The 20,570-nt window shown below is 56.6% G+C and carries 17 protein-coding genes; 5 read left to right on the top strand and 12 right to left on the bottom strand.

Annotated features, from left to right (window positions below; genetic code table 11):
- Positions 1–97 precede the first annotated feature (97 nt).
- From groL to GRI35_RS00600, 3 genes are all read right to left on the bottom strand, one after another.
- Positions 98–1,750 carry a chaperonin GroEL gene (groL, locus tag GRI35_RS00610; RefSeq protein WP_160612230.1) on the bottom strand — a complete coding sequence of 551 codons (1,653 nt, stop codon included), beginning with the start codon at positions 1,748–1,750 and terminating at the stop codon, positions 98–100.
- Positions 1,751–1,806: 56 nt separating this feature from the next.
- Positions 1,807–2,094 carry a co-chaperone GroES gene (gene groES, locus GRI35_RS00605; RefSeq protein WP_160612229.1) on the bottom strand — a complete coding sequence of 96 codons (288 nt, stop codon included), beginning with the start codon at positions 2,092–2,094 and terminating at the stop codon, positions 1,807–1,809.
- A gap of 145 nt (positions 2,095–2,239) precedes the next feature.
- Positions 2,240–3,664, bottom strand: coding sequence for an MATE family efflux transporter (locus GRI35_RS00600; RefSeq protein WP_160612228.1), 1,425 nt, complete (start codon positions 3,662–3,664; stop codon positions 2,240–2,242).
- A 155-nt stretch (positions 3,665–3,819) separates the two neighbouring features.
- Here GRI35_RS00600 and GRI35_RS00595 point away from each other — a divergent pair, with 155 nt between their 5' ends.
- Together GRI35_RS00595 and GRI35_RS00590 are read left to right on the top strand one after the other, a co-directional pair.
- Complete coding sequence (locus GRI35_RS00595; RefSeq protein ID WP_160612227.1) at positions 3,820–4,251, top strand: c-type cytochrome; 432 nt, start codon at positions 3,820–3,822, stop codon at positions 4,249–4,251.
- Between the two features lie 47 nt (positions 4,252–4,298).
- Positions 4,299–4,718 (top strand): hypothetical protein, encoded by a 420-nt coding sequence (locus tag GRI35_RS00590; RefSeq protein ID WP_160612226.1) that lies wholly within the window; start codon positions 4,299–4,301, stop codon positions 4,716–4,718.
- A 20-nt stretch (positions 4,719–4,738) separates the two neighbouring features.
- On the opposite strand, the gene GRI35_RS00585 is transcribed toward GRI35_RS00590, so the two are convergent.
- The 9 genes from GRI35_RS00585 to GRI35_RS00550 form a co-directional block, all read right to left on the bottom strand.
- The gene (locus GRI35_RS00585; RefSeq protein WP_160612225.1) at positions 4,739–7,000 is read right to left on the bottom strand and encodes a DUF305 domain-containing protein; all 2,262 of its coding nucleotides are present in this window, start codon (positions 6,998–7,000) and stop codon (positions 4,739–4,741) included.
- Positions 7,001–7,182: 182 nt separating this feature from the next.
- Positions 7,183–7,557, bottom strand: a complete 375-nt coding sequence (rplL, locus tag GRI35_RS00580) for a 50S ribosomal protein L7/L12 (RefSeq protein ID WP_160612224.1) — start codon at positions 7,555–7,557, stop codon at positions 7,183–7,185.
- Between the two features lie 83 nt (positions 7,558–7,640).
- Positions 7,641–8,156 carry a 50S ribosomal protein L10 gene (rplJ, locus tag GRI35_RS00575; RefSeq protein ID WP_160612223.1) on the bottom strand — a complete coding sequence of 172 codons (516 nt, stop codon included), beginning with the start codon at positions 8,154–8,156 and terminating at the stop codon, positions 7,641–7,643.
- 378 nt (positions 8,157–8,534) lie between these two features.
- A complete protein-coding gene (locus tag GRI35_RS00570; protein WP_160612222.1) occupies positions 8,535–8,810 on the bottom strand; it encodes a hypothetical protein in 276 nt (91 codons plus the stop codon).
- A 114-nt stretch (positions 8,811–8,924) separates the two neighbouring features.
- The gene (locus tag GRI35_RS00565; protein ID WP_160612221.1) at positions 8,925–9,146 is read right to left on the bottom strand and encodes a hypothetical protein; all 222 of its coding nucleotides are present in this window, start codon (positions 9,144–9,146) and stop codon (positions 8,925–8,927) included.
- A 59-nt stretch (positions 9,147–9,205) separates the two neighbouring features.
- Entirely contained in the window at positions 9,206–9,439 is a 234-nt protein-coding gene (locus GRI35_RS00560) for a helix-turn-helix domain-containing protein (RefSeq protein WP_160612220.1), read from the bottom strand.
- The gene (locus GRI35_RS00555) at positions 9,439–9,975 is read right to left on the bottom strand and encodes a DUF2975 domain-containing protein (RefSeq protein WP_160612219.1); all 537 of its coding nucleotides are present in this window, start codon (positions 9,973–9,975) and stop codon (positions 9,439–9,441) included. The genes GRI35_RS00560 and GRI35_RS00555 overlap by 1 nt, the downstream gene beginning before the upstream one ends.
- A 25-nt stretch (positions 9,976–10,000) precedes the next feature.
- A complete protein-coding gene (locus GRI35_RS13890; RefSeq protein WP_268894013.1) occupies positions 10,001–10,129 on the bottom strand; it encodes a hypothetical protein in 129 nt (42 codons plus the stop codon).
- A gap of 122 nt (positions 10,130–10,251) precedes the next feature.
- Positions 10,252–11,283 carry a 50S ribosomal protein L11 methyltransferase gene (locus GRI35_RS00550; RefSeq protein WP_235900082.1) on the bottom strand — a complete coding sequence of 344 codons (1,032 nt, stop codon included), beginning with the start codon at positions 11,281–11,283 and terminating at the stop codon, positions 10,252–10,254.
- 390 nt (positions 11,284–11,673) lie between these two features.
- On the opposite strand from GRI35_RS00550, the gene rpoB reads away from it, so the two are divergent.
- The 3 genes from rpoB to rpoC are packed head-to-tail and all read left to right on the top strand — an operon-like array spanning position 11,674 to position 20,472.
- Positions 11,674–15,876, top strand: a complete 4,203-nt coding sequence (rpoB, locus tag GRI35_RS00545; protein ID WP_160612217.1) for a DNA-directed RNA polymerase subunit beta — start codon at positions 11,674–11,676, stop codon at positions 15,874–15,876.
- Between the two features lie 3 nt (positions 15,877–15,879).
- Positions 15,880–16,128 carry a hypothetical protein gene (locus GRI35_RS00540; protein WP_160612216.1) on the top strand — a complete coding sequence of 83 codons (249 nt, stop codon included), beginning with the start codon at positions 15,880–15,882 and terminating at the stop codon, positions 16,126–16,128.
- A 3-nt stretch (positions 16,129–16,131) separates the two neighbouring features.
- Positions 16,132–20,472 (top strand): DNA-directed RNA polymerase subunit beta', encoded by a 4,341-nt coding sequence (gene rpoC, locus GRI35_RS00535; RefSeq protein WP_160612215.1) that lies wholly within the window; start codon positions 16,132–16,134, stop codon positions 20,470–20,472.
- Positions 20,473–20,570 lie beyond the last annotated feature (98 nt).

Raw genomic sequence — 20,570 nt, 5'->3', positions numbered from 1 at the left:
GACGATGCGGCGATTATACTCATGAGTGCACACAAAAAAAGACCCGGCGGATTGCTCCACCGGGCCCTTCTTTTGGCTTTTCTGAGAAGCGGTGGGCTTAGAAGCCCATGCCGCCGCCCATTCCGCCCATGCCGCCCATATCGGGCATTGCCGGGCCGGAGTCCTTGTCTTCCGGAGCGTCGGTGATCGCCGCTTCGGTTGTAATCAGCAGGCCGGCAACCGATGCTGCGTCCTGCAGCGCGATGCGAACAACTTTGGTCGGGTCGATAACACCGGCCTTGACCAGATTCTCATAAGTATCGGTGGCCGCGTTGAAGCCCTGGGTCTCGTCATCTTCGCGCAGAAGATTGCCCGAGATTACAGCGCCATCGTGGCCTGCGTTCGATGCGATCTGGCGAACAGGAGAAAGAATTGCCTTGCGCACGATGTCGATACCGCGTGTCTGGTCGTCATTGTCACCTTTGAGGCCTTCGAGAGCCTTGGTGGCATAGAGCAGAGCGGTACCGCCGCCGGGCACGATGCCTTCTTCAACCGCAGCGCGGGTTGCGTGGAGCGCGTCATCGACACGGTCCTTGCGTTCCTTGACTTCGACTTCCGAAGCGCCGCCGACTTTGATCACTGCAACACCGCCAGCGAGTTTCGCCAGACGTTCCTGCAACTTTTCCTTGTCATAATCGCTGGTGGTGGTTTCGATCTGCGCGTGAATTTCACTCACGCGGGCTTTGATATCGTCCTGCGAACCGGCACCGTCGACAATCGTGGTGTTGTCTTTGTCGATGGTGACACGCTTGGCTTCACCGAGCATACCCAGAGTGACGCTGTCGAGCTTGATGCCCAGCTCGTCGCTGACCATTTCGCCTTTGGTCAGGATCGAAATGTCCTGCAGCATCGCTTTACGGCGATCACCGAAGCCCGGTGCCTTGACCGCAGCAACTTTCAGGCCGCCGCGCAGCTTGTTGACTACCAGAGTAGCCAGCGCTTCGCCTTCGATGTCTTCTGCGATAATCAGCAGAGGACGGCCCGACTGCATGGCTGCTTCGAGGATGGGCAGCATGTCTTTCAGGTTCGACAGCTTGCCTTCGTTGATCAGGATGTATGGATTTTCGAGTTCCACAGTCATCTTGTCGGGGTTGGTGATGAAGTAAGGCGACAGATAACCGCGGTCGAACTGCATACCTTCGACAACGTCGAGCTCGAATTCGAGGCCCTTGGCTTCTTCAACGGTGATGACGCCTTCTTTGCCGACTTTTTCCATCGCTTCTGCGATTTTTTCGCCGACTTCGCGATCACCATTGGCCGAAATCACGCCGACCTGTGCAATCTCTTCACTGCCCGAAACATCCTTCGAACGGCTGACGAGATTCTCGACGACTTTCGACACGGCAGTATCAATACCGCGCTTCAGGTCCATCGGGTTCATGCCGGCTGCGACCGACTTCATGCCTTCGCGAACAATCGCTTGGCCCAGAACGGTTGCAGTGGTGGTGCCGTCACCGGCGAGGTCGTTGGTCTTCGACGCAACTTCCTTGAGCATCTGCGCGCCCATGTTTTCGAACTTGTCTTTCAGTTCGATTTCCTTGGCGACTGTAACGCCGTCCTTGGTGATGCGCGGTGCGCCAAAGCTTTTGTCGATAACAACGTTACGGCCTTTGGGGCCGAGCGTCACTTTGACTGCATTTGCGAGCGTATCGACGCCCTTGAGGATGCCTTCGCGGGCATCGCGGCCGAACTTTACGTCCTTGGCTGCCATGGTGAAATTCCTTTAATTGTGTTCGTTGAATGAAAAGCGTTGAAGCAGGCGGGTGATCAGCCGATCACTCCCATGATATCGCTTTCTTTCATGATCAGCAGGTCTTCGCCGTCGATCTTGACTTCGGTGCCGCCCCATTTGGCGAACAGCACGCGGTCGCCAGCTTTGACGTCGAGCGGAGTTACAGTGCCGTCTTCGGCTTTGGAGCCGCTGCCTACGGAGACGATTTCGCCTTCGCTTGGCTTTTCCTGCGCGCTATCCGGGATGATGATCCCGCCAGCGGTTTTTTGATCGGCTTCGATGCGACGGACCAGAACGCGGTCGTGTAGCGGACGAAATGCCATAATGATGACCTCTTCGTTAGAGTGGTTGAAAGTATATTGGCACTCTCACAGCGAGAGTGCCAGCGCTACGCATATGTGTATGCGTGTCTGGGGAGTCAACAGGTGGCGATGCGAAAAAGTTTCGCGCTGTTCGCTAAGGCGTGTGTCAGTTCGGCTCGCTTGCAGCTGGCCTGTTGGTAAGGCCAAGCTTCTCGCGCATCACCCAGCGCCAAGTCAGCAGCACTGCGGCGACTGCCAGGCCTGTTGCAAGGCCGATCCATACGCCGATCCCTTCGAGCGGCGTCCAGAAGCCGAGCCACATGGCTACACCAAATCCGGGCACCCAATAGGCAAAGATCGCGATCCACATGGGCACGCGTGTGTCTTGCAGGCCGCGCAAGGCTCCGGCTGCCACGGCTTGCAGCCCATCAACCAATTGGAACGCCGCTGCGATCACCAGATATTGCAGCGCGAAGCCGACCAGTACGGCGTTTTTCGCAGCGTCAGGATCGACATAGATATGCAGTAAAGTGCGCGGCATCAGCACCATCGCCGAACAGGAAATTGCCATAAAGCCCGTGCCGACCAGCATTGCAGACCACCCGGCGCGCTTTATGCCGTCCTTGTCGCGTGCACCGTAGAAATAACCAACGCGAATAGTGGCGGCCTGGCTCACGCCGAACGGAACCTGGAAGGCGAGCGCAGCGATTTGGAGTGCTACGGTATGGGCGGCGAGTTGGGGCGTTCCAATATTGCCCATCAGGAATGCGGCCGCGCCGAAGATGCCGGCCTCTGCCGAAACGGTCAGTGCAATGGGTGTTCCGATTTTTACAATCGACCACAAGCGCGCCCAGTCGGGCGACCACCATCTGCCAAAGATGTGATAGCGATGCATAGTCCGGTCGAGCCGGATCGCGATGACATAACAGGCAAGTGTGAACAGTGCCGTGATGATCGTTGCAATTGCCGCGCCTTGCAGGCCCAGTTCGGGCGCGCCGAAATTGCCGAAAATAAAGGCATAGTTTGCCAGCGCATTCACACCGATACCGAGTGCGGAGATTGCAGTGGCAAAAATTGGCCGCCCTAACGTCGATACGAAATTGCGCAGTACCGCGGCGAGCAGCATCGGGATCATCGACCAGATAATAACGACCATATATTCGCGGGCGAGCGCGATGATTTCAGGTTGCTGGCCCGTCGCACGGGCAATCGGGACAATCGCCATACAGGCGGCCATTGCGGCTATGCCGACCAGCACCGCAAGCCACAGCGCCATGCGTGTTGCCCGGCGGATCGGGCGCAGGGCAGGGGCGCGTTCTCCCAGCTCTGCTGCAATGATGGGTGCGACTGCTCCGACGAGCGAGGATAGAGCCCACAGCAGCATTCCGAACCATGAAACCGCCAACGCAGCGGCAGCCAGCGGTGCTTCGCCCAGTCGCGCGATGAAGATCACATCGACCGCGTAAGTCAGCATCTGCAGAATATTGGCGAGCGCGAGCGGCCAGGACAGCTTGAGAGTAGCTGCTAGCTCGGTGCGCCAAGGAGTCTCATCTTTTTCGGCTCTGGCGGAAATGGTGCGCGTTTGCGACATACAGCCGATCCGGTTAGTCGCGGTGACCACCTGCCGAAAGGGGAAACTGGCTTCATACGAGATTTGCCCGCTGCTCCGCGGCTATCGCGCCACAGGCATATCTTGCGATTGCCATGCCATCACGCCACAAGGCTCGCGATATCGAGGAGTGACGAATGCGGATTCAGTTTGTGACGATTTGCACGGGTGCGGCACTACTCTCCGCCTGCGGAGAGCAGACGGATACTTCGCCTGACAGCATTACTCGCGCTCCTGGTGAATCACAGTCCGTGGTAGCAGAGCAAACCAGTGTCACCGGCGCTCGTCCTGCCAGTTTCGCGCAATGCGTGGCGTGCCACCGCGTGGAGCCGGGCAAAAACGGAATAGGTCCTTCGCTCGCGGGCGTGTATGGAGCCAAAGCCGGGCATGTTGGCGACTATGCCTATAGCTCTGCGCTGCGTGAGTCCGGCCTGATATGGGATGCGGCAACATTGGATCGCTATCTCGAGAACCCGCGCAAGGTGGTCCCCAACACCAAAATGACCTATAGCGGAATGCGCAGCGCGGAAGATCGCGCGCGGATTGTCGCGTATCTACAAACACTTTAGCGACTTCGTGCGTTAGATGACGGCCTATCGACAAGGACCTGCCGACCATGCTCAACACTTTTAAATATTTGCCGCTCGTTGTTGCGGCGGCTTTCGCTGTTCCTGCGGCCGCACAGAGCGATGAAGAAATCTATGAAGGCGGCGTCAATTGCGGCGCGCTGCATTCGTATATCAGCGGCGCGCTGCAAGATGCGGATGAACAGGCGGCCGGGCAGGCTTTCGAAAGCGCAACACGGTTCTTCATGCTTGCGCTCGTCCGGAACGAGGAGACTGCCGAGAACGACATGCAAAAGATCGTCGATAGTTTGATCGAACGGATCGAAGGCATGGAAAGCGACACCGAGATCGAAGAATTCATCGCGGCCGGTATCAAGCGCTGCGAGGCATTTCGCGAAAGCGTTGCTGAAGAATATGATGCTATCGAATTCGAGGATGAAGCTCAAGAAGAGCCTCAAGCAGAGGAATAATCCGCGTCGGGCAGCGAGGATCAGCCGCCTTTGCGGCTGTCCTCTGCCATCGCTGCAGCGCCCTCGGGCCACGTGACCGGAAACTGCGTCTGCGGGTTGAAGGTTTCGCCCATATTCGCCGCTTCTGCAGCAGCGATTTCTTCAGCGGTCAGAAACTCGCTCGGTTCCAGCGCAAACACATCAAGCCCGCGGGTGATTTCTGTGCCGTAGATGCGGCCATTATACCAATAGGCTGACCAGTAGCCGCCAGTGACGAGCTGATCCTTGTCCACCGGACCGCGGTCGAAATAGGCGATTTCGAACGGGTTTGCTGCATCGGTGAAATCGATCACGCTGATCCCGCCCTGGTACCATGCCTGCACGAAGATATCGCGGCCCGGGACGGGGATGATCGAGCCATTATGCGCGACGCAGTTTTCCTTGTCGCTTTGCGGGGCGGGCAATTTGTAGAGGCTGCGGAATTTCAGTTGCCCATCGACGATTTCATAGATCGCGTTAGCGCCCCAATTACGCGGATCGGCGGCTTGGCAACGCGGCCTGCTGCCGCCGCCCCATTCGTCGGTGAACAGTACCTTGGTTCCGTCATTGTTGAATGTCGCGGAGTGCCAATAGGCAAAGCCCTTATCGACCACTTCATCGATCCGCTTGGGCGCGCGCGGGTCTGAAATATCGAAAATGATACCGTTGCCCGAGCAGGCTCCTGCCGCGAGATTGAGACTTGGGAACACAGTAATATCGTGGCAATGGTTGGTCGAATTGGTGTCCTGCGTCCCCTCACCGTGATCGCCGCCCTGCCAAAGCCCAGCGAGACGTCCGGTCTCGGGATCGGCAAACACAGCGGGACTATCCACGATCCGTGATTTGGAGGGATCAGCGACGGGAATTTCGATTACATCGATCCGGAACAGGGCGGTGCGGTCATCGCCGGGTACATCACCGATACAACCGGCCAATTCTTCCTCATCACGGATGCGCGACGTGCCCGAATTATAGACAATCAACATCTCATCGCTTTGCGAGACGACCGAGTGGGTGTGCGATCCGCGGCAGGTTTGAACCTGCCCAACCTGCACGGGATTGGTGATGTCGGAGATGTCGAAAATGCGCAGGCCGCGGAAGCGCTCCTCGCTGACTCGCTCTTGCACACCTTGCAATCCGCAATCGACCCGCGCGCGGGTGTCTTGGACGCTCATCAGCAACAGATCGCCGACGATCGACACATCGCCTTGCCCGCCGGGACAAACGGTCGAGCTGACCAGAGTCGGCATACCGTCCTCGCCAAGTCTGTAAGCGTTGAAACCGTGATAATTGCCGGCCACCAGAATATCGCCGCTGAATGCCATGTCGGTATTGGCGAAGCTCAGCAGCGGGCTGCGCTCGGCAAATTTTGGTTCGCTGTCTTCGCCAACCTCTTCTGCATCACGAGGGTCTTTGTTGCGGTCTCCCTCGATCATCGCTGCGAGCATGTCAGTCACAGCTTTGACATCGCTCTTTGGGTCGTCTTTTTTCTTGATTTCAGGCCGCAACCCCGCCGGGTTGGCCGGGTCGAAAAAGCCTGCAGGCTTTGGCAGAGCGGTGACGAGCCGCAGGTTGCTGATCGCTTGGCCTGCATCACGCAGGCCGGCGGTTAGCGTAGCGCGCGGATCGTCCGACAGGCTGGCGAGAATGGCGTTCATCCGTTCGATTTCAGTGTTTTGGTCGTTCACGATCTCGTCGGTGAATTCCAGAAACACGGGATCGGCAGCGGTGCCCGGCTGATCTTTCAGATCCTCGACCATGTCGATCGCGCCTTCATGGTGGCGGATCATCAGTTGCAGGAACAGGCGGTCAAAATTGGTCCCCCGCGCGGCGGCCAGTTGCTGCATCTGGTCGGGCGTCGCCATACCCATCATACCCATGTGATGCGCGTGTCCCATGCCTTCCATCTCCAGCGACTCACCGCGTTCGGCTAACCAATTGCGCATGAAAGTGATCTCGTCTTTCTGGGAACCGCTGATCTTGCCGCCAATAGAGACGATCTCTTCCTTATTGGTCCGGTCAGCAATCAGCGCCGACATCTCGACCGCTTGCTGATGGTGCACGATCATACTCTGCATGAACATCACATCCGCATGGGCGTAGGAGTTGTCGGCGAGAGCGACTGCCTGCTGCGGGCTCAGTTCCTTGGTTGGCTGCCCCGGCGCACCCGGTTGCACAATCCGCGTATCTTGGGCGGCGGCCGATACGCTGCTCAAGAGTGCGGCCGTGGCAACCGTGGCGAATAGGGAAGTCTTAGTCAGCATGTCGAAGCGATCCTTTAAAATCTTGGTGACGCTGTGCTGACCCAGATTTAACCGGATGCCAAGAGTAAACAGAAAAGGGCGGCACCTTGCGGCACCGCCCTTCCATCTACAGGCGCTTCAAGACACCTGTAAAACTTGTAACAGAATCGCTTGAGCGTGCTCAAGCAGCCTGTCTTACCCAATTACTTGAGTTCGACAGTACCGCCGGCTGCTTCGATCTTGCCTTTGATTTCTTCGGCTTCAGCTTTGTTGACGCCTTCTTTGATCGGCTTAGGAGCGCTCTCGACGAGGCCCTTCGCTTCAGTCAGACCCAGGCCAGTGATGGCGCGGACTTCTTTGATCACTTGGATTTTCTTGCCACCGTCACCGGTCAGAACGACGTCGAATTCGTCTTTCTCTTCAACGGCTTCAGCAGCGCCGCCAGCGGCAGGACCAGCAACAGCAACTGCAGCAGCGGCGCTAACGCCCCACTCTTCTTCCAGTGCCTTGGCGAGTTCAGCTGCCTCGAGGACAGTCAGTTTTGATAGTTCTTCAACAAGCTTGGCGATATCGGCCATGACTTAATACTCCAAAAATATGACCCCGACTTTGCAATCGGGCGGGGCAAATTCGCCCCAGAATGTTCAATTCAAAAAACCGCTTACGCCGCTTCTTTGGCGCCATAGGCACCGAAGACGCGAGCAAGCTTGTTGGCGGGTGCGTTGACGACCTGGGCGATTTTCGTCGCTGGTGCGTTAACAAGGCCAACAATCGTGCCGCGAAGCTCGTCAAGGCTTGGCATGGAGGCAAGTGCCTTTACGCCAGCTTCATCAAGCATCTGACCGCCCATCGATCCGCCAACGATTTCGAGCTTGTCGTTCGTCTTGGCGAATTCCACGGCAGCTTTGGCAGCAGCGACAGGGTCGCTTGATGTTGCCAGAGCAGTCGGGCCGGTGAGCAATTCGCTCAGGCCTTCGTAATCCGTGTCTTTCAGGGCGAGATTGGCAAGACGGTTTTTCGCAACCTTGTACGATGCACCGGCTTCACGCATTTTTCCGCGCAGTTCAGTGGACTGAGCCACCGTCAGGCCGAGATTGCGGGTCACAACGACCACGCCGCTCTCGTTGAAAGTTGCGTTAAGACCAGCGACCGCGTCGGATTTTTGCGAACGATCCATGTCTTACTCCTTCACTATGGTCACCAAGCAATATGCCCGGTAACCGGCTACATTGACCATGACACCAGAGGCATCACGGGCGAGTCCATTGATGGGGAAGGAGGATGCGGTGCTGTAAAAGCGATCCGCGATACGAAGGCCAATTGGCTTTCGTGAAAATCTCTAATCCCCGTCTAGGCTGGAAATTAAGACCGGCATATTCCGGTCACCAACTGTCTTGGACGGATGTTCACTGGACCCGTCAGCCCAGCGAACGAATGGGCCAATAGCGCAAGCGCATCAGGAGTCAACCTTTGAGGCGCCGCCATGTGCCGCCAGAAAACGAAAAGGCCCGCCGCTCTCGCGGCAGGCCTCTCGCTGTAATCAAGCGGTGCGCGATTACATTCCGTCAGCTTTTTCTTCCAACGCGTCCGCTTTTTGTTCGAGCTCTTGCGCGTGCTGTTCCAGTTCTGCTTTCTCGACACTGTCAGTCGCAGCCTCGGCTTTTTCTTCAGCAAGTTCCGAATGTGCCTCTGCGACGTCAGCTTGTTCGTCGATCATATCACCCGCTGCTTCGGTAATATCGTCCTGTTGCTCCCCTGCTTCTTCGGCTGGGCCGTCACATGCGGTCAGGGCAAATGCTGCGGGAAGTGCGATAAGTGCTAGCTTTTTCATAAAAATTCCTCCTGTTATTTGATGATACAACAAACTGGTGACCCGATCGTTCCCGGCACCAAAAGAAAAGGCCTGCCGCAAGCGACAGGCCCAATCTCTAATGAACCACGTGAGTTACATTTCGTCGGCTTTGTCTTCCAGCACTTCAGCTTGTTCTTCCGTGGCTTCCGCTTGCGCTTCCATGCCAGCGTCTTCGAGTTCGTCAGCTTTTTCTTCCATGGCTTCGGCTTGTTCGTCCATGCGATCGCCTGCCTCTTCGACTGCAGGGGCGTCTGTGCCACCGCATGCGCTCAGTGCGAGAGCGGCTGGCAAGGCGATAAATGCGTATTTATTCATAGTAGTTTCTCCTGTTGACTCGATGACCCAATCGCTCAGGAGCGCATCGGTTCCGAAATTCAATCATAGGCCAGCAAATCTCCCGGCTGGCAGTCAAGCTCGCGGCAAAGGGCTTCGAGCGTGCTGAACCGGATTGCTTTGGCTTTGCCGGTTTTGAGGATCGACAGATTGGCGAGGGTCAGTCCGACCCGCTCGGCCAGTTCGGTCAGGGTCATGCGGCGGTCGTGGAGAAGGTCATCGAGTTTCACGGTAATGCTCCCGTTTGTGGAGTCGTTGCTGTTGGAAGGAGGCATCAGACGGTTCCTTCCAAATCTTCGCGCATCGCGGTTCCGTGGCGGAACACACGAGCGAGGATGAAGAGGACGACGACCATGATAACGCCGTTCAAATCAATCCCGGCGTCTATAGTTGCGTTCGCATCTTCGAGCACTTTGGTGATGTAGAGAGCGAGGCCTGCTGCGGGAATTGCGAGAATTTGGATCGCCAGCATCAGCCACGCCATTGCTGTCAAGCGCTCGGAATTATCCGGCACAAACGGGTCACCGTCAGCAACGGTGTCGATTATCAGGCGCATCTTGTTGAGGAAGAAAAATGCCATAATCACGACGATGAGCGCAAGCAGCATCAGGCCGAGGATCGCTGATGTCGGAAACACCAGTTCCGGATTGCCGATTTCGGCTTGTAATTCCTCGGTGAATTGACCCTGCATGAAAAGGACGATCGGGAAGCCTATGGTCAGCGCGGCGGCGCCAAGTGCAAACAGCCCTTGTGCGAGCAGGATAATGATACGCCCTGCGGCCAATAACGGATCGCGTGTTTGTGTGGTCATGAATGTTCTCCTGTCCCGCGTCTGATCAAACCAAGGCTGGTACGATCAGAGTTGCAGCTTCGGCTGTCGGCACGTTGATGACCGGCACCCATGTGATAGCGACAATTGCGATAGCGGCGACGGCCGCGGCGGAATTTTGATAGAAACGTGTCATTTGTTGATCTCCAATATGCTTGATATCGAAAATCAATAAGGCCGAGTCGGTTTATTGTCAATCAATAATATCGAAAAACAATATGTGACACATCGTTTTTCGTGATGTGACCGGGGTGGCGGTCAACTGTTGCCCCATATTACCAACTCGCCATTGGCGTGCATGCAGCCGACTTTGATCCGCTCGCCCTTTTTGGTTTCGAGTGGTTTGGCGAAGGGTTCGAATCGGATGCCCCAATGGCACAGCGGATCGCCGCCTGGCATGTTTTCGTAGATAATATCGTCGGCAAACTCGATCCGCAGCCATTGCATCACGCCATTCACCGTTCCGCCATCGGAAGTCAGCGTAGTGAACTTCTTATCTGAATCGGGCGCGGGTTTGTCGGGTTCGAATACACAATCATAGAGTGACACGCCGGGGCCGCGCTGAAACTTGTCGCCCCGCGGGACACTGACCATCGTGTCTTTCTTGAGGCGTTCATTGAGCAGCGACAGGTCGAAACCTTCGACATCGGTCACATCGGGGCGTGCCTTGCATTCGGCAAGCGCGCCCATGATTGCGCAGCGTTCGGGGAGGAACGTCGCGCCGGGATTGGTCAGCTCTTCTGCTGCATGGGCGAGCGCCTGCATCAGCGTCTCGCCGACAACATTGGCGGAGAACAATTCCGAGATTACCATATCGACACCGCCACCCAGATCCGCGTCGCGGTCCAGATCGAGCGACATCTTGTTTATGACCGTAATCTTGTCCGACATGCCGTTGGCCGCGATAATGTCGCGCGCGAGGTCGGCTTTGGTCGCATTGCGATCGCACGCATAGACATGCTTCGCGCCTGCGCGGACCGCCATCATCGCGAGCAGACCGGTTCCGGTTCCGATATCGAGGATAGTCTTGCCTTCGGAGAAGCGGTCGATCGCTTCGCGATAAGCAACATTGCGCGGAATATCGGCCAGCATCACCTGATGATAGGTGTGGACCCCGTCCGACAGAATAGTGCGGGCGACAGCGTTCAATTCAGCGTCATCCGGTCGCTCCGCCAGAGCGGCCTTCGCCATTTTGACCGCCTGATCTGCTGATCCACTTTCTTTTAGGGACATAGCCATGCCGAGAAACACCGCCGGATCGTCGAATATAGACTTACCTGATTGCATCATCTCTTTGCCAATCCCTCTGTTAAGCAAGCGGGCGCTATCGCGATTGAGGGAAAGGGTCAATTAGTGGTGGAAGCGAGCTACAACCGTTGTGGCCCGTTCTCGTTTGACACGCGAGGGCCGCATTCCTATATGGCCGTCAACCGCTACTTCGAGCGAGACAGGCCATTGCGCGGTGGTCAGTCCAAGAACGGAAGTGGCTTTCCATAGCCCGCGACGCTTGTGAAGCTGCAGCAGCACCTAAAAACGGGTGCGATTCGCTGCGGCCTTTTTGCGTTTGGCCGTAAGGCCATGACCTAAGGGTCAAGGGTTGTGGCGTGTTTCCGCGCAGACACATTTGAATGCACCGACAACGCGTAACGTCGGTCTTATTATAAGAGGCAAATACCCTCCATGGCGACCAAGGCAAAACCCATCCGCAAGTCGGGTGCAAACACCGGTACTGCGAAAAAGCGTATCCGTAAGATCTTCGGTGACATTCACGAAGTCACCAAGATGCCGAACCTGATCGAGGTTCAGCGCGAGAGCTACGAACAGTTCCTCCGCTCTGACCCATCAATCGATTATGTTTCGGGCCTCGAAAAGACGCTGCGCAGCGTATTCCCGATTCGCGATTTCGCCGGCACTGCCGAGCTGGATTTCGTGAATTACGAACTTGAGCCGCCAAAATACGACACCACCGAATGCCGCCAGCGCGGCATCACATACGCCGCGCCGATGAAAGTGACGCTGCGTCTGATCGTGTTTGAAGTCGATCAGGAAACCGAAACCCGCTCCGTGCTCGATATTAAAGAGCAGGACGTTTATATGGGCGACATGCCGCTGATGACCGGGAACGGTACGTTCATCATCAATGGCACAGAGCGCGTTATTGTCTCTCAGATGCACCGTTCGCCGGGTGTATTGTTTGACCATGACCGCGGCAAAACCCACTCTTCGGGCAAGCTGCTGTTCGCTGCGCGCGTTATTCCTTACCGCGGTTCGTGGCTCGATTTCGAATTCGACGCCAAAGACATCGTCAATGTCCGGATCGACCGTAAGCGTAAGCTGCCGGTCACCAGCCTGCTATTCGCGCTAGGCCTCGATCACGAAGGCATTCTCGACCACTTCTACGACACTGTCACGTGGGAGCGCGTATCGGGCAAAAAGGGAGACGGCTGGAAAATGCCGTTCGACCCTGAAGCATGGCGCAATGCCAAGCCTGCCTTCGCACTGGTCGATGCCAAAACCGGCGAAGAAATCTTCCCTGCCAACCAGAAAATCAGCCCGCGTGCTGCCAATAAAGCCGCCAAGGACGGCCTCAAGGATCTGCTGATCCCGACCGAGGAAGTCTTTGCCCGCTACGCCGCGCGCGACCTGATCGACGAGAAAACCGGCCGCATCTACATCGAAGCCGGTGACGAAGTTTCTGCCGAAAATCTTGAAGTGCTCGACGCCGCTGGCATCGACCGCCTTGAGCTGCTCGACATCGATGAAATCAACACCGGTCCGTGGATCCGCAACACTCTGGCAGTCGACAAGGCTGAAAATCGCGACGAAGGGCTCGAAGCGATTTACAAAGTCATGCGCCCGGGTGAGCCGCCAACCAAGGAGACAGCGGAAGCGCTGTTCGAAGGCCTGTTCTTCGACGGCGACCGTTATGACCTGTCGGCTGTTGGCCGCGTGAAACTTAACATGCGTCTCGAACTGGACGCTGAAGACACTGTGACGACGCTGCGCAAGGAAGACATCCTCGCGGTTGTGAAGGAAATGGTCGATCTGAAAGACGGCAAGGGCGAGGTCGATGATATCGATAACCTCGGTAACCGCCGTGTTCGTTCGGTTGGTGAGCTGCTGGAGAACCAGTACCGCGTCGGTCTGCTTCGTATGGAGCGTGCCGTTAAAGAACGCATGAGCTCGGTCGATGTGTCGACTGTGATGCCGAACGATCTGATCAACGCGAAACCAGCTGTCGCTGCTGTTCGTGAATTCTTCGGTTCGTCACAGCTGTCGCAGTTTATGGACCAAACGAACCCGCTTTCCGAAGTGACGCATAAGCGCCGAGTTTCGGCTCTCGGCCCCGGCGGTCTGACGCGTGAGCGCGCCGGCTTTGAAGTCCGCGACGTTCACCCGACCCATTATGGCCGTATCTGCCCGATTGAAACGCCGGAAGGCCCGAACATTGGTCTGATTAACAGCCTCGCATCGTTCAGCCGCGTCAACAAATATGGCTTCATCGAAACACCATACCGCGCTGTTAAAGACGGCAAGGTAACCGGCGAAGTGAATTATCTGTCGGCGATGGAAGAGCAAAAGCATGCGGTAGCGCAGGCATCCGCTGCGCTGAATGACGACGGTACGTTCGTCGAAGACCTCGTTTCGGCCCGTCAGGCTGGCGAGTTCGTGATGCTGCCTAACGATCAAATCACGCTGATGGACGTCTCGCCCAAACAGCTGGTTTCGGTTGCTGCCTCGCTCATTCCGTTCCTGGAAAACGATGACGCAAACCGCGCATTGATGGGATCGAACATGCAGCGACAAGCTGTGCCTTTGGTGAAAGCCGAAGCACCGTTTGTCGGTACCGGGATGGAAGAAACCGTGGCCCGCGATTCCGGCGCTGCGATTTCGGCAACTCGCGGCGGTATCGTCGACCAAGTCGACGCGACCCGTATCGTGATCCGTGCCATCGGTGATGTCGAACCCGGCCAGTCGGGCGTCGATATTTACACGCTGCAGAAATTCCAGCGCTCCAACCAGAACACCTGCATCAACCAGCGTCCGCTGGTGAAAGTGGGTGAGACGATCGAGCAAGGCGATATTATCGCTGACGGTCCGTCGACCGATCTGGGCGAACTGGCGCTGGGCAAGAACAGCCTCGTCGCCTTTATGCCTTGGAATGGCTACAATTACGAAGATTCCATTCTGATCTCCGAGCGTATCGTGAAGGATGACGTCTTCACCTCGATCCATATCGAGGAATTCGAAGTCATGGCCCGCGATACAAAACTTGGCCCTGAAGATATCACACGCGACATCCCGAATGTCGGCGAGGAAGCTCTGCGCAATCTCGACGAAGCGGGCATCGTCTATATCGGTGCAGAAGTGCATCCGGGCGATATCCTGGCGGGTAAGATCACACCGAAGGGCGAAAGCCCGATGACGCCGGAAGAAAAACTCCTCCGCGCCATCTTCGGTGAGAAAGCCTCCGACGTTCGCGATACCTCGCTCCGTCTGCCACCCGGTGTTGCCGGTACGGTCGTAGAAGTGCGTGTGTTCAACCGTCACGGCATCGAAGTCGATGACCGTACGCGGGCGATCCAGCAGGAAGAGATCGAGCGTCTGCGCAAGGATAGCGCCGACGAACGCAGCATTCTCAACCGGGCGACCTATAACCGTCTGCGGGACATGTTGACCGGTCAAACCGCGTCTGCCGCGCCGAAAGGTATCAAGAAAGGCAGCAAGATCGACGAAGCCGTTCTGGATGGGGTCGAGAAGCACGAATGGTTCAAATTCGCAGTTGCCGATGACACGCGCCAGCAGCAGCTCGAAGCGATCAAGAGCCAGTATGATGCTTCCATCAAGGGCATCGAAGACAAGTTCGAAGATCGTAAGGAAAAGCTCGAGCGCGGCGACGAATTGATGCCGGGCGTTCTGAAGATGGTCAAAGTCTTCGTTGCGGTGAAACGCAAGCTGCAGCCGGGCGACAAGATGGCCGGCCGTCACGGGAACAAGGGTGTTATCTCGCGGATTCTTCCGCAAGAAGACATGCCATTCCTCGAAGACGGTTCGCCGGTCGATATCGTTCTGAACCCGCTGGGTGTGCCTTCGCGGATGAATGTCGGGCAGATTTTCGAAACCCACCTCGGCATGGCCGCACGTGGTCTTGGACATCAGGTCACTGAAGCTCTGGAAGAGTGGAAGCGCGCCAACCCGAATGCGGCGGAAGATTATGCCAAGGCACAACCGCCGGAAGCAGTCATCGACCGTCTAAAGAATGCTTATGGCGATGATTACCACGGCGAGATCGATGCCCGTTCTACCGCAGAGATCGTCGAGCTGGCGGGCAATCTGACCAATGGCGTTCCGATGGGTACGCCAGTGTTCGATGGCGCGGTTGAAGGCGATGTGACCACGATGCTGGAGCGGGCTAATCTGCCCGGTTCGGGTCAGGTGACATTGTATGATGGCCGCACCGGCGACGCGTTCGACCGTAAGGTGACTGTGGGCTATATCTACATGCTCAAACTGCATCACTTGGTCGATGACAAGATCCACGCCCGTTCGATTGGCCCCTACAGCCTCGTCACTCAGCAGCCGCTGGGTGGTAAGGCGCAGTTCGGCGGTCAGCGCTTCGGTGAGATGGAGGTCTGGGCACTCCAGGCCTACGGCGCAGCGTATACACTGCAGGAAATGCTCACCGTGAAATCGGATGACGTGATCGGACGGACCAAGGTCTACGAAGCAATCGTCAAAGGTGACGACACCTTCGAAGCGGGCATTCCGGAGAGCTTTAACGTTCTCGTCAAGGAAATGCGCAGCCTGGGTCTCAATGTCGAACTCTCCTCGCTCACTGATGGTGACGAAGATGACAACGGCATGCAGATCGCAGCGGAGTAAACGATGAAGCTTTTCGGCAGAGATTTGAATGAGCAGGTGACCACCACTTACGGTCGCCAAGTGCTCTTTGCCGGCATGCTTCTTCAGATTTGTGGCGTGTTGCTCACTCACTCAAAATTCGAGAGCCTCGAATTGGTTGGGTTGTTAGTCGCTGCAATTGGATTGTTCTTTCTCGCGATTGGCCTTTATTCCATGACAAATGGCAAAGGTGACGTCGCGAAGGGTGAAAATAAAACCCCGAATGGGAATTAAGTTATGAATGACCTAACCAAATTCACCAACCAGCTGGCTAAGCCGGAAACCTTCGACCAGATCCAGATCGGTCTGGCATCACCAGAGCGTATTCGCAGCTGGTCTTTCGGCGAAATCAAGAAGCCGGAAACGATCAACTACCGGACGTTCAAGCCAGAGCGTGACGGCCTATTCTGCGCGCGCATCTTCGGCCCTGTGAAGGATTACGAATGCCTGTGCGGCAAGTATAAGCGGATGAAGTATAAAGGCGTCGTGTGCGAGAAATGCGGCGTTGAAGTGACCGTGACCAAAGTCCGCCGCGAGCGGATGGGCCACATTGAACTGGCTGCTCCGGTCGCGCATATCTGGTTCCTCAAATCGCTGCCTTCGCGCATCGGTTTGCTGCTCGATATGCAGCTCAAGCAGCTTGAGCGTGTGCTGTATTTCGAAAGCTACATCGTCACCGAGCCGGGTCTTACTCCGATGGAGAAGTTCCAGCTGTTGACCGAAGACGAGCTGGTCGAAGCGCAGGACGAGTATGGCGAAGACGCTTTCTCCGCCGGTATCGGCGCGGAAGCGGTCAAGTTCATGCTGATGGATCTCGATCTCGAACAGGAACGCGACGATCTGATGGAAGAGCTGCGGACCACCAAGTCCAAGCTCAAGCCAGCCAAGATCATCAAGCGTCTGAAAGTCGTCGAAAGCTTTATCGGTTCGGGCAACCGCCCAGAGTGGATGATTCTCGAAGTCGTGCCGGTTATTCCGCCCGAGTTGCGCCCGCTGGTGCCGCTGGATGGTGGCCGTTTCGCGACCTCCGATCTCAACGATCTCTATCGCCGCGTCATCAACCGTAACAACCGCCTGAAGCGTCTGATCGAACTGCGCGCGCCCGACATCATCGTCCGGAACGAGAAGCGCATGCTTCAGGAAGCCGTCGATGCACTATTCGACAATGGCCGCCGCGGCCGTGTCATTACTGGCGCCAACAAGCGTCCGCTGAAATCCTTGAGCGACATGCTCAAAGGTAAGCAGGGCCGTTTCCGTCAGAACCTCCTCGGTAAGCGTGTCGATTATTCGGGCCGTTCGGTCATTGTGACGGGTCCGGAATTGAAATTGCACCAGTGCGGTCTCCCAAAGAAGATGGCGCTCGAGCTGTTCAAGCCGTTCATCTATGCCCGTCTGGATGCGAAGGGTCTCTCGATGACTCTGAAGCAAGCCAAGAAATGGGTCGAGAAAGAGCGCAAGGAAGTGTGGGATATCCTCGATGAGGTTATCCGTGAGCACCCTGTCATGCTCAACCGCGCGCCAACGCTTCACCGTCTTGGCATTCAGGCATTCGAGCCCGTTCTGATCGAAGGTAAAGCAATCCAGCTTCACCCGCTGGTCTGCAGCGCGTTCAACGCCGATTTCGATGGTGACCAAATGGCCGTCCACGTGCCGCTTTCGCTGGAAGCCCAGCTCGAAGCACGCGTGCTGATGATGTCGACCAACAATATCCTCTCGCCAGCCAATGGTAAGCCGATCATCGTTCCTTCGCAGGATATGGTGCTGGGTATCTATTATCTTTCGATGGACCGTCAGGAGAAAACTCCTGAATATGTCGAAGAAAATGGCGAGAAGATCGAGAAACTACCGCGCTTCACCGATATGGCCGAAGTGCACCAGGCTCTCGAAGTCGGCGCGGTTACGTACCACTCCAAAGTCATCACCCGCGTCCCGCAAGCTGACGAAGACGGCAAGATCGTCCTCAAACGCTTCATCACGACGCCGGGCCGTTTGCTGATCGGTGAATGTCTGCCGAAGAACCACAAGGTTCCCTTCGACATCATCAACCGCCTTCTGACGAAGAAGGAAATCGGTGACGTGATCGACCAAGTCTACCGTCACACCGGCCAGAAAGACACGGTGCTGTTCGCCGATGCGATCATGTCGCTTGGCTTCAAGCACGCGTTCAAGGCCGGTATTTCCTTCGGTAAGGACGACATGATTATCCCTGATTCTAAGGATGGCATGATCGAAGAAGCCAAGGCATTGGTTGCTGACTATGAGCAGCAGTACCAGGACGGTCTGATCACACAGCAAGAGAAATATAATAAAGTCATCGACGCTTGGTCGCGTTGCGGTGACACTGTTGCTGATGCGATGATGGACGAGATTAAGGCTCAGCCGATCGACAAGGATGGCCGCCAGGCAGACATCAACGCGATTTACATGATGGCTCACTCGGGTGCGCGTGGTTCGCCAGCGCAGATGAAGCAGCTTGCCGGTATGCGCGGTCTGATGGCCAAGCCTTCGGGCGAGATTATCGAAACACCGATTATCTCGAACTTTAAAGAAGGTCTGACCGTTCTCGAATACTTCAACTCCACCCACGGTGCCCGTAAGGGTCTCGCGGATACGGCGCTGAAGACCGCGAACTCGGGGTATCTCACACGCCGTCTGGTCGATGTGTCGCAGGATTGCGTCATCGTTCAGGAAGATTGTAAAACGTCGAATGCGCTGGAAATGCGCGCCATCGTCCAGGGCGGTAGCGTTATCGCCTCGCTCGGTGAGCGTATTCTGGGCCGGACCACAGCAGAAGACCTGATCAACGCGAAGACCGAAGAAGTCATCGTGAAGGCGGGCACTCTGGTCGATGAAGCCATGGTCAAGGAAATCGAAGCGGCTGAAGTCCAGTCTGCCAAGATCCGCTCGCCACTGGTGTGCGAAGCCGAACAAGGCGTGTGCGGCAAGTGTTACGGGCGTGACCTTGCCCGCGGTACTCCTGTCAATATCGGTGAGGCTGTGGGCGTTATCGCGGCACAGTCGATCGGTGAGCCAGGTACGCAGCTGACGATGCGGACATTCCACATCGGCGGTGCGGCGCAGGTTAACGAAACATCGCACCTCGAAGCGATTTCCGACGGTAAAGTCGAATATCGCGACATGCCGACCATTACCGACAAGCAGGGCCGTTTGCTCTCGCTTGCCCGTTCTGGTGAAATCGTGGTGATCGATGCCGAAGGCCGCGAGCGCGAGATGCACAAGGTTCCTTACGGTACCGTCCTGCTCAATAAGAGCGGCGCGAAGATCAAGGAAGGTGACCGCCTGGCGGAATGGGATCCGTTCACTCTGCCGATCATCACCGAAACTTCGGGTAAGGTGACGTTCCAAGATCTGATCGATGGTACGACCATGGAAGAGCGCGTCGATGATGCAACGGGTATCGCCCAGCGTGTTGTTACCGAAAACCGTGCAACCGGCCGGAAGAAGAAAGAAGATCTTCGTCCGCGTCTGACACTGCTCGGCGAAGGCGAAACCATCGGCGAAGACGGCGAAACCGATGCGCAGCGTTATATGCTGGCACCGGGTACCTCGCTGTCGGTTGACGATGGTCAGGAAGTGCAGGCCGGTGATATTCTTGCCCGTGCATCGCGCGAAGCTTCGAAAACCCGCGACATTACGGGTGGTTTGCCACGCGTTGCCGAGCTGTTCGAAGCCCGCATTCCGAAAGACAATGCGATCATCGCCAAGATTTCGGGTAAGATCGAATTCGTCCGCGAATATAAAGCCAAGCGCAAGATTGCGATTGTTCCGGAAGAGGGTGATCGCGTCGAGTATCTGATTGCGAAGACGAAAGTCCTCGACGTTCAGGAAGGCGACTTCGTGAAGAAGGGTGATACGCTGATTTCGGGCAGCCCGAACCCGCATGACATTCTTGATGTTCTGGGTGTCGAGCCACTGGCCGAATATCTCGTTGACGAGATTCAGGAAGTGTACCGACTGCAAGGCGTGAAAATCAACGATAAGCACATCGAAACGATCGTTCGCCAGATGCTGCAGAAAGTTGAAATCACCAATGGCGGCGACACCACGCTGCTCGCTGGTGAGCAAGTCGACCGTGCAGAAATGGACGAGATCAATGCGAAGCTGACCAAGAAGCAGGAAAAAGCTGAAGGTAAGCCGATCCTGCTCGGGATCACCAAGGCTTCGCTGCAGACCCGTTCGTTCATCTCGGCTGCTTCGTTCCAGGAAACCACCCGCGTGCTGACGCAGGCGGCGGTTGAAGGGAAGAAGGACACGCTGATCGGTCTGAAGGAAAACGTGATCGTTGGCCGTCTGATCCCTGCCGGTACCGGCGCGGGTATGAACCGGATGCGTGTTACTGCCTCCAGCCGCGATGCGGCGCTCCGTGCGCAGTGGAAGAAGCAGCAAGACGCTCTTGCCGCTGCCGAAGCTGCCGGTGAAGCGACCGAAGAGCCGGAAACGGATGCTCCAGTCGATGCACCCATGGACGAAGCCGCAATGGCTGCAGCCATGGGCGGTTCTGGCGGCGGTGAAACAGCACCCGCGGCTGATACGCCGGAGACGCCTGAAGCCGAATAAGCTTCGGGATTAACCGAACAGAAGACCCCGCTGAAGCTCAGGCTTCGGCGGGGTTTTTCTTGCCAGTCGTTAAAGACAGCGACAGCCTTATCCAACCT

Source organism: Pontixanthobacter aestiaquae, from assembly GCF_009827455.1.
Classification (GTDB): Bacteria; Pseudomonadota; Alphaproteobacteria; order Sphingomonadales; family Sphingomonadaceae; genus Pontixanthobacter; species Pontixanthobacter aestiaquae.
This window is presented reverse-complemented; position numbering and strand designations above follow the sequence as displayed.

Bases quoted from the DNA above. Each gene is read 5' to 3' on its own strand.
- groL (WP_160612230.1), bottom strand. From the start codon at position 1,750: ATGGCAGCCAAGGACGTAAAGTTCGGCCGCGATGCCCGCGAAGGCATC.
- groES (WP_160612229.1), bottom strand. From the start codon at position 2,094: ATGGCATTTCGTCCGCTACACGACCGCGTTCTGGTCCGTCGCATCGAA.
- GRI35_RS00600 (WP_160612228.1), bottom strand. From the start codon at position 3,664: ATGTCGCAAACGCGCACCATTTCCGCCAGAGCCGAAAAAGATGAGACT.
- GRI35_RS00595 (WP_160612227.1), top strand. From the start codon at position 3,820: ATGCGGATTCAGTTTGTGACGATTTGCACGGGTGCGGCACTACTCTCC.
- GRI35_RS00590 (WP_160612226.1), top strand. From the start codon at position 4,299: ATGCTCAACACTTTTAAATATTTGCCGCTCGTTGTTGCGGCGGCTTTC.
- GRI35_RS00585 (WP_160612225.1), bottom strand. From the start codon at position 7,000: ATGCTGACTAAGACTTCCCTATTCGCCACGGTTGCCACGGCCGCACTC.
- rplL (WP_160612224.1), bottom strand. From the start codon at position 7,557: ATGGCCGATATCGCCAAGCTTGTTGAAGAACTATCAAAACTGACTGTC.
- rplJ (WP_160612223.1), bottom strand. From the start codon at position 8,156: ATGGATCGTTCGCAAAAATCCGACGCGGTCGCTGGTCTTAACGCAACT.
- GRI35_RS00570 (WP_160612222.1), bottom strand. From the start codon at position 8,810: ATGAAAAAGCTAGCACTTATCGCACTTCCCGCAGCATTTGCCCTGACC.
- GRI35_RS00565 (WP_160612221.1), bottom strand. From the start codon at position 9,146: ATGAATAAATACGCATTTATCGCCTTGCCAGCCGCTCTCGCACTGAGC.
- GRI35_RS00560 (WP_160612220.1), bottom strand. From the start codon at position 9,439: ATGCCTCCTTCCAACAGCAACGACTCCACAAACGGGAGCATTACCGTG.
- GRI35_RS00555 (WP_160612219.1), bottom strand. From the start codon at position 9,975: ATGACCACACAAACACGCGATCCGTTATTGGCCGCAGGGCGTATCATT.
- GRI35_RS13890 (WP_268894013.1), bottom strand. From the start codon at position 10,129: ATGACACGTTTCTATCAAAATTCCGCCGCGGCCGTCGCCGCTATCGCA.
- GRI35_RS00550 (WP_235900082.1), bottom strand. From the start codon at position 11,283: ATGATGCAATCAGGTAAGTCTATATTCGACGATCCGGCGGTGTTTCTC.
- rpoB (WP_160612217.1), top strand. From the start codon at position 11,674: ATGGCGACCAAGGCAAAACCCATCCGCAAGTCGGGTGCAAACACCGGT.
- GRI35_RS00540 (WP_160612216.1), top strand. From the start codon at position 15,880: ATGAAGCTTTTCGGCAGAGATTTGAATGAGCAGGTGACCACCACTTAC.
- rpoC (WP_160612215.1), top strand. From the start codon at position 16,132: ATGAATGACCTAACCAAATTCACCAACCAGCTGGCTAAGCCGGAAACC.